Raw genomic sequence first — 13,691 nt, forward strand, 5'->3', positions numbered from 1 at the left:
AGGTGTCGCTCCTACGTGTTCACCACGGTGAGCGGGAGCAGCTTCTTGCCGGTGGGGCCGACCTGGATGTGGGTGTCCATCTGGGGGCAGACGCCGCAGTCGAAGCACGGGGTCCAGCGGCAGTCGTCGACCTCGACCTCCTCCAGGGCGTCCTGCCAGTCCTCCCAGAGCCAGTCCTTGTCGAGACCGCTGTCCAGGTGGTCCCAGGGCAGGACCTCCTCGTAGCCGCGCTCGCGGGTGGTGTACCAGTCGACGTCGACGCCGGTGCCGGCCAGACCCTTCTCGGCGCTCGCCATCCAGCGGTCGTACGAGAAGTGCTCGCGCCAGCCGTCGAAGCGGCCGCCGTCCTCGTAGACCGCGCGGATGATCGCGCCGACCCGGCGGTCGCCGCGGGAGAGCAGGCCCTCCACGATGCCGGGCTTGCCGTCGTGGTAGCGGTAGCCGATGTTCTTGCCGTACTTGCGGTCGCCGCGGATCGAGTCGCGCAGCTTGGCCAGGCGGGCGTCGGTGGCCTCGGCGGACAGCTGCGGGGCCCACTGGAACGGGGTGTGCGGCTTGGGCACGAACCCGCCGATGGAGACGGTGCAGCGGATGTCGTTCTGGCCGGTGACCTCGCGGCCCTTCTGGATGACGTTCTTCGCCATCTCGCCGATCTGGAGCACGTCCTCGTCGGTCTCGGTGGGCAGGCCGCACATGAAGTACAGCTTCACCTGGCGCCAGCCGTTGCCGTAGGCGGTGGCGACGGTGCGGATGAGGTCCTCCTCCGACACCATCTTGTTGATCACCTTGCGCAGGCGCTCGCTGCCGCCCTCGGGGGCGAAGGTGAGGCCGGAGCGGCGGCCGTTGCGGCTGAGCTCGTTGGCGAGGTCGATGTTGAAGGCGTCGACGCGGGTGGACGGCAGCGACAGGCCGATCTTGTCCTCGGCGTAGCGGTCGGCGAGGCCCTTGGCGACGTCGGCGATCTCGGTGTGGTCCGCGGAGGACAGCGACAGCAGGCCGACCTCCTCGAAGCCGGTCGCCTTGAGCCCGCGCTCGACCATCTCGCCGATGCCGGTGATGCTTCGCTCCCGCACGGGGCGCGTGATCATGCCGGCCTGGCAGAAGCGGCAGCCGCGGGTGCAGCCGCGGAAGATCTCCACGGACATCCGCTCGTGGACGGTCTCGGCGAGCGGGACGAGCGGCTGCTTCGGGTAGGGCCACTCGTCGAGGTCCATCACGGTGTGCTTGGAGACCCGCCACGGCACACCGGGGGCGTTCGGCACGACGCGCCCGATCCGGCCGTCGGCCAGGTACTCGACGTCGTAGAACTTCGGCACGTACACGCCGCCGGTGCGGGCCAGCCGCAGCAGCAGCTCGTCGCGCCCGCCCGGGCGGCCCTCGGCCTTCCACTGCCGGACGATCTTGGTGATGTCGAGCACGGCCTGCTCGCCGTCGCCGATCACCGCGCAGTCGATGAAGTCCGCGATCGGCTCGGGGTTGAACGCGGCGTGGCCGCCCGCCAGCACGACCGGGTCCTCGTCGGTCCGGTCGGCGGCGGCCAGCGGGATGCCGGCCAGTTCGAGCGCGGCCAGCATGTTGGTGTAGCCGAGCTCGGTGGAGAAGGAGAGCCCGAACACGTCGAAGGCGCGCACCGGCCGGTGGGCGTCCACGGTGAACTGGGGGACGCCGTGCTCGCGCATCAGCGCCTCGAGGTCCGGCCAGACGCTGTAGGTGCGCTCGGCGAGGACGCCCTCCTGCTCGTTGAGCACCTCGTAGAGGATCATGACGCCCTGGTTGGGCAGGCCCACCTCGTAGGCGTCGGGGTACATCAGCGCCCAGCGGACGTCGCAGGCGTCCCAGTCCTTGACGGTCGAGTTCAGCTCGCCGCCGACGTACTGGATCGGCTTCTGGACGTGCGGGAGGAGGGCCTCCAGGCGTGGGAAGACCGATTCGACAGTCATGAGTACTAGGAACCCTTACGACGTTCGGGACCGCCGCGCACTCCGCGGGGGCGACGGCTGGGAGGGGTGACCCTCAAGGGTAGCCGAACCGCCGCGGCCCCAGGCCCGGCCGAGGGTGGTGGTCCGGGCCCCGGACCGGGCCCGGCCGGGGATCCCGGCACGTGAACGCGGCCCCACCGGTGTCCGACCGCGGGCCCACCGCGGCCCCACCGCGGGTGCCCGACGACTGTTGACACGTTCCGCGGGCACGTGCGGTACTGGCAAGGCTCCACCGGAAGGTCCTGTGCGCCCCGGGACGAGGGAGTTGGCCGCGCGCGCACCGGCCGCGCCGGGCAGGCCCGGTGCGACCTCGCGCCGCGCTCCCGGCCGAGGCCCCCGACCCCGCGCCGGGCGCCCGACCGTGCCGCCCCGCCCGCCCCCGAGGACAGGAGAGCCATGACCGACACGGGCCGGCGGACGCGCCGGATCCAAGCCCCGCACCTCGGCACCGGGACCTATCCGACGGTGGCGCGCGCGATCGCCGCCGCCCGCCGGCTGGCCCGCCGCCACCCGGGGCGCTGCCGGGTCCGCGAGGTGGGCCGCTCCCGGGCGGGGCGCCCGCTGGTGCTGCTCTCGGTGGACGGCGGCGAGCACACGGTGCTGGCCGTCGGCGGGCCGCACCCCAACGAGCCGGTGGGCCTGGCCGCCGCCGTCGGGCTGGCCGAGCGGGTGCTGGAGCTGCCGCCGCGCCCGGGGGTCGGCTGGCACGTCCTGCTCTGCCTGGACCCGGACGGCGCCGCGCTCAACGAGGGCTGGCTGCACGGCCCGCTGACCGCGGCCCGGCACTACGAGCACTTCTTCCGCCCGGCCTTCCACGAGCAGCCGGAGCTGCTGCCGCACCCGGACGGCCCGCTGGCGCCGATGCCGGAGAGCCGGGTGCTGACCGGGCTGATCGACGAGCTGCGCCCGGTGCTCCAGTGCTCGCTGCACGGCGTGGACTTCGGCGGCGCGTTCGTGCAGCTCACCCGGCCGCTGCCGGCCCTGGCCGACCGCTTCGCCCGCTCGGTGGCGCGCGGCGGCATCCCGCTGGACGTCGACTCCTACGACGCGGTCGGCTGGGACAGTCCGGCCCCCGGCACCTATGTGATGCCGGCGCCGGGCCGGCGCCGGCAGCCGCTGCCGGACCGCCCGGAGCTGTCCACCTGGTCGTACGCGGGCCGGTACGGCGGCATCACGGCGGTGCTGGAGGCCCCGATGTGGGCGATCGACGCGGTCGGCGACGCCCGCCCGGCGCCGGACGTGCGCGCCGCCGTCGGGACCTGCGCCGACCGGCTGGCCGGCCGGGTCGCGGAGCTGACCGCCCTGCTGCCGCTGGTGCCGCCGCACGCGGGGGTGGCGTACGGGCCGCTGCTGCGCGCCGTGGAGTTCAACCTGGCGGTCTGCCGGCCGGTGGTGGACGACTGGATCGCCCACTGGTCGTCGGCGCCGCTGTCGGTGTCCCGGGTGACCGCGGCGCGGATCGCGGCCGAGCGGGTGCCGCTGCGGATCGCCTCGATGCTGCTGCGGCTGCTCGCGGACTGCGGCGGCCCGGCGGCGGACGCGGCCCGGGCGCGCGCCCGGGTCATCGTCTCGGCGAGCCTGGAGGGCCTGCACCGGCTGGGCGCCCGCTGGGTGCCGGTGGAGACCCAGGTCGCCCACCAGACCCGGGCGGTGCTCGCCGCCGCCGACCTCCTGCTGCCGCCCGGCTGACGTCCCCGGCTGACGTCCCCGGCCGGCTGACCTCCCCGCCCCGCGCTCCCCGGCCGGCCCTCCCCGACCGGCGCTCCCCCTTCAGGCGCCGAGCAGCGGCAGCAGGAACGGCTCGACCAGTCCGGCCAGCCGGTGCTCGCCGGCCGGCGTCGGGTGCAGGCCGTCGGCGTACAGCCCGTCCGCCTCGGCGAGCGGCAGTACGTCGCGGCCGTCCACCAGGTGCAGCCGCCGGTCGCCGAGCCGTTGCAGCACCCGCACGGCCGCGCCGGTCAGCTCGCGCACGTCGGCCAGCGTCAACCCGGCGGCGTTGCGGGCGTGTTCGCGCGGCGCCGACGGCAGGGCCGCGATCACGGCGATCGGGGTGTCCGGGTGCCCGTCCCGGACGGTCTCGACGAAGCCGCCCACCGCCGGACCCCAACTGCGGGAGGTGAAGGCCGACTTGATATAGGCGTTGGTGCCGATCTCCAGGGTGATCAGCTCGGCGGGGGTGTCCCGCAGGACCCGGGCGACCAGCGGGTCCAGATAGGCCTGCCCGGCGAACCCGAGGTTGCGCAGCCGCCAGCCGCGGCGGCGCGCGAGCAGCGCGGTCCAGCTCTCGGAGGGCCCGTGCGGGAACATCGCGTGCGTCAGCGAGCTGCCGTAGGCCACCCAGCGCGGGCCGGTGCGCCGGACCGGCGCCAGCAGCCGGTGGCCGGACAGGCCGACCGCGGCCAGGCGGGTGCGGGACAGGTGCGGCAGCCACACCTCGACCTCGGCCGGGACGCCGGGCAGGGCGATGTCGATCCGCTCCCGGCCGGGCCCGGGGCGGCGGCGGTGGACGAGCGCGCCGTCGGCGAGCACGTCCAGCGGCGCCCCGCCCGCCTCCGCGTCCACGTCCAGGAGCAGCCGGGCCGCGTCGGTGCGCACGGCGAAGCGGGCGCCGGCCGGGAGCGCGGCGAGCCGGCCGAAGTCCTCGCTGAGCGTGGTGGCGATCCGCTCCTGCGGCATCCGCAGCGGCAGCACCGTCCCGCCGGCCCGCTCGAAACCGCAGACGCCGTCCCAGCCGAGCCGTTCGTCCGCCGGGTCGAACCACCGCACCCGCGGCTCCCCCGCGGCTCCGGTCCCGGTCATCGCCCACCCCCGTCCCTCCGCCGGCGGACCCCTCCGCCGGCAAATCCGTCTGCCGGTCAACAATCTGACCTTCAATCACGTATGCTCACCGAAACGTATCGGCAGAAATCATCTACCGTCAAACAATCTCCGGGGAGCGTTATGCTGGCCGTCCACCACCGAAGGAGCCCCGATGGCCACCGCCCCCCGGCCCGCCCGCCTCGCCTCGCCCAGCCGGGCGGACGACGGCGGCGAGCGGCGGCGCTACTTCGCCGCGCTCACCCTGGACCGCCCGGACGTCGCGCTCTGCCGGGCCACCACCGCGGTCGCCCGCGCCATCGACGAGCAGCTCTCCGGCGGCCCCCTGACGGTCCCCCAGCACCTGGTGCTCAAGATGCTCGCCGCCGTCGGCAGCTGCTCCCAGCAGGAGCTGAGCGAGCAGCTGCGGATCGACCGCAGCGTCATGGTCGGCTGCGTCGACGCCCTGGAGGGCGCCGGCCTGGTCCGCCGCGAGCGCCACCCCCGCGACCGCCGCGCCTACGCCGTCACCCTCACCCCGGACGGCAGCGCCGCCCTGGCCGCGGCCGACCGCGCCATGGCGCCCGTCCTGGACCACGCCTTCGCCGCCCTCACCCCGGACGAGCGCGCGACGCTGGTCCGCCTCACCCGCAAGCTCCTCGACGTCCCGCCGGCCGACTGAGGCCCCGCCCCGCGGCCGGCCCACCGATCCCGGAGGCCACCGGCCGTGCCACAGCTCGATCTGACCACCGACCAGCTCCTCACCACCACCCGGGCCGTGCGCCGCCGCCTCGACCTCACCCGCCCGGTCGACCGGGCCCTGGTCGAGGAGTGCCTGGCCCTCGCCACCCAGGCCCCCACCGGCCGCAACCGCCAGCGCTGGGACTTCGTGGTGGTCACCGACCCGGCCCGGCGGGCCGCCCTGGCCGGCCTCTACCGGCTTGGCCTGACCCACCCCCGCGACCGCGTCGCCCGCACCGGCCTGGACCGCACCACCGAGGACGCCGCCCGCCGGCTGCGGCTGGCGGTCAGCGCCCAGCACCTCTTCGACCACCTGCACGAGGTCCCGGTCCTGGTGGTGCCGTGCGTCCGGATCGAGGGCCGGCACGAACTGGCCGGCCACATCGGCCAGGCCAACGCCTGGGGATCGATCCTCCCGGCCGTCTGGCAGTTCATGCTCGCCGCCCGCTCCCGCGGCCTCGGCACCGCCTGGACCACCCCGCACCTGCACTACGAGCGCGAGGCCGCCGAGCTGCTCGGCATCCCCTACGAGACGGTCGCCCAGACCGCGCTGGTCCCGCTCGCCCACACCCTGGGCACCGACTTCCGCCCCGGCCCGCGGGTGGACACCGCCCGGATCACCCACTGGGACACCTGGTAGCCCCCGGACGACAGAAAGGGCCGGCCCGGGGGAACACCCCGGACCGGCCCCGCCGCACCGGCCTTCTCAGGCCGCTATCGGCCGCTGGCTCTGCACCGCCTGCAGCAACCCGATCGCCACCCAGGTCGAGAACATCGACGAGCCTCCGTAGGAGACGAACGGCAGCGGGATGCCGGCCACCGGCATGATGCCCAGGCACATCCCTATGTTCTCGAAGCCCTGGAAGGCGAACCAGGCGACCACCCCGGCCGCCACGATGGTGCCGTACAGGTCGGTGGCGTGCCGGGCGATCCGGCAGGCCCGCCACAGCACCACGCCGAGCAGCACGATGATCGCCATCGCACCGAGGAAGCCCAGCTCCTCGCCGGCCACCGTGAACACGAAGTCGGTCTGCTGCTCCGGCACGAACTGCCCGGTGGTCTGCGTCCCGTGGAACAGGCCCTTGCCCCACAACCCGCCGGAGCCGATCGCGATCCGGGCCTGCGCGGTGTTGTAGCCGACGCCGGACGGGTCGAGCGCCGGGTTGGCGAAGGCGGCGAAGCGGTCGATCTGGTACTTGCTCAGCACCCCGAGCTTCCAGATCGCCACACATCCGCCGACACCGGCCAGCATCAGCCCGAGCACCCAGCGGTTGGCCGCGCCGGAGGCCAGCAGGATGCCCAGCACGATGACGGCCATCACCATCACCGAGCCGGCGTCCGGCATCAGCATCACTATGGCCATCGGCAGCGTCGCCCAGACCAGCGCGCGGAACACCGCCTTGTCGGCCGGGAACTCCCGCTCCCCCGCGTCCACCTGGTCGGACATCACGATCGCCATCGACAGCACGATCGCCAGCTTGGCGAACTCGGCCGGCTGCACCGAGAAGCCGCCGCCCAGCTGGATCCAGGAGTGCTGGCCGTTGATGGTCGAGCCGAGCGGGCTGAGCGTGGCCAGCAGCAGCAGGATCACGCCGGCGTACAGGAACGGCACGAGCGTGCGGAACCGCCGGCTCCCTATCGCTATCACCACCGCGCACAGCACCGCCCCGATCAGGACGTTGGTCAGGTGCCGGAACAGGAAGTACTGCGGGTCGCCGTGGGTCAGCGAGTCGCGCCCCCGGGTCGCCGACCAGACCAGCAGCGAGCTGCCCAGCGAGAGGACCACCGCGGCCAGCAGCAGTATCCAGTCGATCCGCCACAGCGGGGAGTCCTTGGCCAGCGACTTGGGCACCCCGCCGCGCCGCGGGGCGAACCGCAGCTGGCGGTACGAGCCGTAGGAGGTCATGCCCGGCCCCTTCCGGTGGAGCGGGTGGGTTCGACGGCGGCCTCGGCCGCGACGAGCACCGGGGCGGTGCCGCCGGACTGCGCCGGGTCCAGGAAGACCCGCGGCGAGTCGCCGCTCACCCCGGGGTCGCCGGGCGCGGCGCCGTCCGCGCCGAACGAGGCGGGCTTGACGATCGCGGTGCCGTCCGGGTTGAACTTCGGCAGCTCGGCCTGCGGCGTGGGCAGCAGCGCCTTGCCCTGGTCGATGTTGCCCTTGTCGTCGACGCCGTACAGCGACTGGTAGATCCGCCGGATCGCGTCGCCGGAGCCGCCGGAGCCGGTGCCGCCCTGGCTTATCGTCATCACGACCGCGTAGTCGCGGCTGTAGGTGGTCAGCCAGGAGGTGGTCTGCTTGCCCTCGACCTCGGCGGTGCCGGTCTTGGCGTGCAGCTCGATCTTGCCCTGCGGCCAGCCCGCGCCGGTGAACTTCCAGGCGGCGGTGCCGTTGGTGATGACGCCCGCGGTGGCCTGGTCGATGTAGCCGAGCAGCTTCTGGTCACCGGGCAGCCGGCCGTCCTCGTGCGGGGCGATCTCGCGGACGAGCTCCCCGCTCGGGCTTACCACGGCCTTGGCGACCGTCGGCCGGTAGAAGGTGCCGCCGTTGGCGAGCGCCGCGTAGATCCGGGCCATCTGGATCGGGGTGACCAGGGTGTCGCCCTGGCCGATCGCGAAGTTGACGGCGTCACCCGCGCGCATCTGGTAGCCGTCGACGCAGTTCTCCCGGGCGATCTGGTCGGAGAAGCTGTTGCCGCCCTTCTCCGCCTGCTTGCACCAGGCGTCCTTGTTGTTGTCGTAGAAGGACTGCTTCCACTGCCGGTCCGGCACCCGGCCGGTGACCTCGCTCGGCAGGTCGATGCCGGTCTTGGCGCCGAGGCCGAACTCGTGGGCGGTCTTGAAGAACCAGTCGCCCGGGTCCTTCTTCGGCTTGATGCCGCCGTCCTTCATCCACTGGTCGTACGCCAGGCCGTAGAAGACGGTGTCGCAGGAGACCTCCAGGGCCCGCTCCAGGGAGATCGGACCGAAGTTCTCGCTCTCGAAGTTCTTGAACTCGCGCCCGCCGATGGTCAGGCTCTTCGGGCAGTCGTAGCGGCCGTCGAGCGAGTAGCCGGCCTGGACCGCGGCGGTGGTGGAGATGACCTTGAACGTCGAGCCGGGGGCCGACTGACCCTGTATGGCCCGGTTGAGCAGCGGGAAGTTGGACTCCTTGCTGGTCAGCGCCTGGTAGTCCTTGCCGCTGATGCCGCCCTGCCACAGGTTGGGGTCGTAGGTGGGGGCGCTGGCCATCGCGACGATCCGCCCGGTGTGCACGTCCATCACGACGGCGGCGCCGGAGTCGGCCTCGTAGTTGCGGTTGGTGACCTTGTCGAAGGTCTTGCGGGCGTCGGCCATGGCCTGCGCCAGGTTGTCCTCGACGACCTTCTGCACCCGGGCGTCGATGCTGGTCACCAGGTTGTTGCCGGTCTGCGGGGCGGCCTGGTCGGCGGTGCCGATCACCCGGCCGAGGTTGTCCACCTCCAGCTTGGTGATGCCGGCGGTGCCGCGCAGGTCGCGGTCGTAGACGGACTCCAGCCCGGCGCGGCCGATCTGGTCGGCCGGCAGGTAGCGGTCCAGGCCGGCCTGGTCGGCGGTCTTCGACACCTCCTCGTCGGTGACCGGCGAGAGGTAGCCGAGCACCTGGGCGAGGTTGGCGCCCTCGGCGCCGGTGTAGTGGCGCACGGCGGTGGGCTGGGCGGTGACCCCGGGGAAGTCCTCCCGGCGCTCCATTATCTGCATCGCCTGCTGGGTGGTCGCCTCCTTGGTGACCGGGATCGGCTGGTAGGGCGAGCCGTTCCAGCAGGGCTGCGGGGTCTTGGCGTCGCAGAGCCGGACCTTCTCCTGGACGTCCTTGGCGGGCATCCCGAGCACCTCGGCGAGCCGGGTCAGCACCGCCTTGCCGGCGTCCTTCTGCTGGAGCAGCGAGGTGCGGCTGACCGAGACGACCAGCTTCGTCTCGTTGCCGGCGAGGATCCGCCCGGAGGCGTCCAGGATCTCGCCGCGCACGGCCGGTTCGACGACCTCGCGGATGTGGTTGCCGGTCGCCTTGGCGGTGTAGACGTCGGCGTTGCGGATCTGCAGGTACCACAGCCGTCCGCCGAGGGTGGCGAGCAGCGAGAGCACCAGGATCTGCAGCACCACCAGACGGATCGTCACCCGCCGGGTACGGCCGGTCTCGGGGATGTTGCTCACGTCTCGTGCGCTCCAAAAACAGAACGGGGGCGGGCGGGCTGGTCGGGCCGGGGCGGCGCCGTGGCTACGGGCGCTTTCCCGCGCCCAGCAGGCGCTTCTTCTTGAAGGACGCGCCGCCCGTGGTGTCGCGGGTGGTGCGGTAGCGGGCCAGGCTGCCGAGGCCGGGGCCGCCCTCGTCGTCGTCGGCGACGGCCAGCGGGTCCTTGCCGAACCGGCGGGCGATCAGCATCACGGCGGGCACCACGAAGGGGGCGAGCAGCAGGTCGTAGATCAGCGCGGTGACCACCAGCTGGCCGAGCCCGACGTGCCGGGCGGCGGTGTCGCCGACCAGCGCGCCGACCATCGCGTACAGCAGGGTGGAGGCGATCGCGGCGCCGCCCACCACCAGCAGCGCGCTGAGCACCGAGCGCTGGCGGCCGTGCTCGGGGCGCAGCAGCCCGGCGGCGTAGCCCATCAGGCACAGCACCAGCGCGTAGCGGCCGATGGCGTGGTCGGAGGGCGGGGCGAGGTCGGCGAGCAGGCCGGCCGCGAAGCCGACCAGGCAGCCGCCGGTCGGCCCGTAGACGAGGGCGAGGCCGACCACGACGAGCAGCAGCACGTCGGGGGTGGCCCCGGGCAGTTGCAGCCGGCCGAGGACGCTGACCTGGAGCAGCAGGCCGAGCAGGATCAGGACGGCGGAGACGGGGATGCGGGCGAGGCGCATGGCTCAGTTCCCCCCAGTGGGCTTGGCGGGCGGGAGGGCGGCCGGGGCGGCGGGCACGACGGGCACGGCCGGGCCGGCGGGCGCCGCCGGGGCGGCCTGGCCCTGGGCGGCCGGCGCGGGGGCGGGCGGCAGGACCGCGTCGCGCGGGTCGGTGCGCGGCGGGACGACGACCACGCCGACCAGGTCGAGCCGGGTGAACTGGACGAAGGGCTCGACCAGGACGGTCTTGGTGAGCTGTCCGGGGTTGGCCTCGACCTGGACGACCTTGCCGACCGGGACGCCGGGCACGAACGGGCGGCCGCTCTGCGAGCCGAAGGTGACCAGCCGGTCGCCCTCCTTGACCTGGGCCTTGCCGTTGAGCAGCGAGACCTTCATGGCGCTGGTGCCGCCGCCGGCGGCGAAGCCGATCTCGCCGCTGCCCTCCAGCCGGGTGCCAGCGGTGAAGCCGGGGTCGGAGGCGAGCAGCACGGTGGAGGTGGTCGGGGCGACGGTGGTGATCCGGCCGACCAGGCCCTGGCCGTTGATGACGGTCATGTCGCGGGTGAGGCCGTCGTCGCTGCCGGCGTCGATGGTGATGGTCCAGGAGAAGCCCTGGGCCGGGCCGATCGCGATGGTCTGGGCGGCCTTGACGGTGTATCCGCCGGCGCCCGCGGTGCGCAGCAGGTCGTCGAGCTGCTTGGTGCGCCCGCCGGCCATGTCGGAGGAGGCGAGCTTCTGCCGCAGGTCGGTGTTCTCGCGGGCGAGCTGGTCGGTGCGGCCGCTGTGCGAGGCGGCGTCGCGGAAGGCCCGGACGGTGTCGGCGACCGGGTCGACGGCGGTGGCGGCGCCGCGTTCGACCGGGCCGAGGACGGCGGCCGCCGCGCGCCGGGCGCCGCCGAGCGGGGAGCTCTCACCGCCCTTGATGTCGACGGTGATCAGTGCGAAGGCGACGGCCACCAGCAGGATCAGCAGCAGCCGGCTCTCTCGTGTGTCCCTCACGGTGCTGGTACTGCCCCTTCGTACCCCTGGCCGCCGGACCGGGCTGTGGACCCGGGCGGGGCCCGTCAGTTCGGCTGTGGTGTCGGTTCTGCTAGCGGCGCGGCGCGGCGTCGAGTACCTGCTGGAGCGCCTCGAACTCCTCGACGCACTTGCCGGAGCCGAGTGCGACGGAGTCCAGCGGGTTCTCCGCGATGTGGATCGGCATGCCGGTCTCCCGGCGCAGCCGCTCGTCCATGCCGCGGAGCAGGGCGCCGCCGCCGGTGAGCACGATGCCCCGGTCCATGACGTCGCCGGCCAGCTCGGGCGGGCACTGGTCGAGGGTGGTCTTGACCGCGTCGATGATCGAGTTGACCGGCTCGTCGATGGCCTCGCGGACCTCGGCGGCGGAGATGACGACGGTCTTGGGCAGGCCGCTGACCAGGTCGCGGCCGCGGATCTCGGCGTGCTCGTCCTTCTCGCCCTCCAGGCCGAAGGCGGAGCCGATGCTCATCTTGATCTGTTCGGCGCTGCGCTCGCCGAGGAGCAGCGAGTACTCCTTCTTGATGTGCTGGACGATGGCGTTGTCCAGCTCGTCGCCGGCGACCCGGATGGACTGCGCGGTGACGATGCCGCCGAGCGAGATGACGGCGACCTCGGTGGTGCCGCCGCCGATGTCGACGACCATGTTGCCGGTGGGCTCGTGGACGGGCAGCCCGGCGCCGATGGCTGCGGCCATCGGCTCCTCGATGATGTGCACCTGGCGGCAGCCGGCCTGCAGGGAGGCCTCGATGACGGCGCGGCGCTCGACGCCGGTGATGCCGGAGGGGACGCAGACGACGACCCGGGGGCGGGCGAGGAAGCGGCGGCGGTGCACCTTGAGGATGAAGTAGCGCAGCATCCGCTCGGTGATCTCGAAGTCGGCGATGACGCCGTCCTTGAGCGGGCGGATGGCGACGATGTTGCCGGGGGTGCGGCCGATCATCTTCTTGGCCTCGGAGCCGACGGCGAGGATGCCCCCGGTGTTGGTGTTGACCGCGACCACCGACGGCTCGTTGAGGACGATGCCCTTGCCCCTGACGTACACCAGCGTGTTGGCAGTTCCGAGGTCGATCGCCAAGTCGCGGCCGATGAACGACAGGTTGCTCGCCATGGGGTGGGGTGCCTTTCCCGGGCTCGGAGTCTTGTGGGGTGGACGGTGTGCGCGCCCACGCGTGGGCGGCGACCAGCTGAGCTGCCTTACCGGGCCCTTGAGTCGCGTCCATCGTAGTCACGCCGGTCGGCACTGACGTCGACGTGGGGCATACCGTCCATTGTCCGGGGCGTGATCGCTTCTCCGGGCATTGGGACGCCGTGTCGGAGGGCCTGGTTCCCTATTTCCCGATAAGAATGCCCCGGCCGGGCCAATAGTCCCGACCGGGGCCTTCCGAAGGTCCCGAATGATCGCCGCGCCCGGTCGGGTCAGGCGTGGGCGGGGAAGAAGATCTTGATCTCGCGCTCGGCGGACTCGACCGAGTCGGAGGCGTGGATGAGGTTCTCGCGGGTGATCGTCGCGTAGTCGCCGCGGATGGTGCCGGCCCCGGCCTCCAGCGGGTTGGTGGCGCCGGCCAGCATGCGGATGCCGGGGACGACCTCCTCGCCCTCGACGATCAGGGCGATGGACGGGCCGGAGGTCATGAACTCCAGCAGCGGCTCGTAGAACGGGCGGCCGGCGTGCTCCGCGTAGTGGTGCTCCAGCGTCGCCCGGTCGAAGGTGCGCAGCTCGACGGCGGCGAGCCGCCAGCCGGCCTTGCGCTCGATGCGGCTGATGATCTCGCCGGCCAGGCCGCGCTTGACGGCGTCGGGCTTGAGCAGGACGAGAGTGCGCTGGGACACGGGGCGTCTCCTGGAGGAAGGGGTTCGGCACGTACGCGGTTCGGCACGCACGCGCCGATCCGCGTGCGCCGTGCGACTACCGCAGAGGTTACCTTGCGTGAGCGAACGCGCCGGACCCGGTCCGGGGCCGCCTCAGACGGCCGCGGCGGCGGCCCGGGCGGCCTTGATCTCGTCGATCTTGCGGCCGTAGTGCACCGAGCACCACCACAGTCCGGCGAAGACCACGCCGAGCCCGAACATGGTCGGCACGACGAAGCCGCTGGCGATCAGCGCGAGCTGCAGGGCCCAGCCGACGGCGACCGCGCCGGGGCGGTTGATCATGCCGCAGAGCAGCAGGCAGAGCGCCATGGCGATGCCGCTGACGGTCCACAGCGCCCCGGTGGAGACGTCGGAGAGCTGCATCGCGACCAGCGCCGCGAACAGCACCACGAGGGCCTCGCCGATCAGCGTCGAGGAGCAGAGCGTCCTCATCG

At 73.2% G+C, this 13,691-nt stretch carries 12 protein-coding genes; 3 read left to right on the forward strand and 9 right to left on the reverse strand.

What is annotated here, in order from left to right:
- Positions 1 to 11: 11 nt before the first annotated feature.
- A complete protein-coding gene (locus tag ABZW10_RS30635; protein ID WP_355372280.1) occupies positions 12 to 1,940 on the reverse strand; it encodes a TIGR03960 family B12-binding radical SAM protein in 1,929 nt (642 codons plus the stop codon).
- A 435-nt stretch (positions 1,941 to 2,375) separates the two neighbouring features.
- Between ABZW10_RS30635 and ABZW10_RS30640 the strand changes: the two genes are divergently transcribed.
- Positions 2,376 to 3,668 (forward strand): M14 family zinc carboxypeptidase, encoded by a 1,293-nt coding sequence (locus ABZW10_RS30640; protein ID WP_355372282.1) that lies wholly within the window; start codon positions 2,376 to 2,378, stop codon positions 3,666 to 3,668.
- 81 nt (positions 3,669 to 3,749) lie between these two features.
- On the opposite strand, the gene ABZW10_RS30645 is transcribed toward ABZW10_RS30640, so the two are convergent.
- Positions 3,750 to 4,778: a GDSL-type esterase/lipase family protein gene (locus ABZW10_RS30645; RefSeq protein ID WP_355372285.1), complete on the reverse strand. Its 1,029-nt coding sequence runs from the start codon at positions 4,776 to 4,778 to the stop codon at positions 3,750 to 3,752.
- A gap of 172 nt (positions 4,779 to 4,950) precedes the next feature.
- On the opposite strand from ABZW10_RS30645, the gene ABZW10_RS30650 reads away from it, so the two are divergent.
- Both ABZW10_RS30650 and ABZW10_RS30655 read left to right on the forward strand, forming a co-directional pair.
- Positions 4,951 to 5,457 (forward strand): MarR family winged helix-turn-helix transcriptional regulator, encoded by a 507-nt coding sequence (locus tag ABZW10_RS30650; RefSeq protein WP_355372288.1) that lies wholly within the window; start codon positions 4,951 to 4,953, stop codon positions 5,455 to 5,457.
- Positions 5,458 to 5,502: 45 nt separating this feature from the next.
- The gene (locus ABZW10_RS30655; protein ID WP_355372291.1) at positions 5,503 to 6,156 is read left to right on the forward strand and encodes a nitroreductase family protein; all 654 of its coding nucleotides are present in this window, start codon (positions 5,503 to 5,505) and stop codon (positions 6,154 to 6,156) included.
- Positions 6,157 to 6,222: 66 nt separating this feature from the next.
- On the opposite strand, the gene rodA is transcribed toward ABZW10_RS30655, so the two are convergent.
- The 7 genes from rodA to ABZW10_RS30690 form a co-directional block, all read right to left on the reverse strand.
- Positions 6,223 to 7,422, reverse strand: coding sequence for a rod shape-determining protein RodA (gene rodA / locus ABZW10_RS30660; protein ID WP_355372294.1), 1,200 nt, complete (start codon positions 7,420 to 7,422; stop codon positions 6,223 to 6,225).
- Entirely contained in the window at positions 7,419 to 9,686 is a 2,268-nt protein-coding gene (gene mrdA, locus ABZW10_RS30665; protein WP_355372297.1) for a penicillin-binding protein 2, read from the reverse strand. Before mrdA ends, rodA begins: the two co-directional genes overlap by 4 nt.
- Before the next feature lie 64 nt (positions 9,687 to 9,750).
- Positions 9,751 to 10,389 carry a rod shape-determining protein MreD gene (gene mreD, locus ABZW10_RS30670; RefSeq protein WP_355372301.1) on the reverse strand — a complete coding sequence of 213 codons (639 nt, stop codon included), beginning with the start codon at positions 10,387 to 10,389 and terminating at the stop codon, positions 9,751 to 9,753.
- A 3-nt stretch (positions 10,390 to 10,392) separates the two neighbouring features.
- The gene (mreC, locus tag ABZW10_RS30675; protein WP_355372304.1) at positions 10,393 to 11,367 is read right to left on the reverse strand and encodes a rod shape-determining protein MreC; all 975 of its coding nucleotides are present in this window, start codon (positions 11,365 to 11,367) and stop codon (positions 10,393 to 10,395) included.
- Between the two features lie 91 nt (positions 11,368 to 11,458).
- Positions 11,459 to 12,484, reverse strand: a complete 1,026-nt coding sequence (locus ABZW10_RS30680) for a rod shape-determining protein (RefSeq protein ID WP_355372351.1) — start codon at positions 12,482 to 12,484, stop codon at positions 11,459 to 11,461.
- 320 nt (positions 12,485 to 12,804) lie between these two features.
- Positions 12,805 to 13,218 carry a nucleoside-diphosphate kinase gene (gene ndk, locus ABZW10_RS30685; protein ID WP_355372305.1) on the reverse strand — a complete coding sequence of 138 codons (414 nt, stop codon included), beginning with the start codon at positions 13,216 to 13,218 and terminating at the stop codon, positions 12,805 to 12,807.
- A 132-nt stretch (positions 13,219 to 13,350) separates the two neighbouring features.
- Positions 13,351 to 13,689 carry a DUF4233 domain-containing protein gene (locus tag ABZW10_RS30690; protein WP_355372308.1) on the reverse strand — a complete coding sequence of 113 codons (339 nt, stop codon included), beginning with the start codon at positions 13,687 to 13,689 and terminating at the stop codon, positions 13,351 to 13,353.
- Positions 13,690 to 13,691: the final 2 nt, after the last annotated feature.

Origin of the sequence: Kitasatospora sp. NPDC004723 (assembly GCF_040609255.1) — a bacterium.
Lineage (GTDB): Bacteria > Actinomycetota > Actinomycetes > Streptomycetales > Streptomycetaceae > Kitasatospora.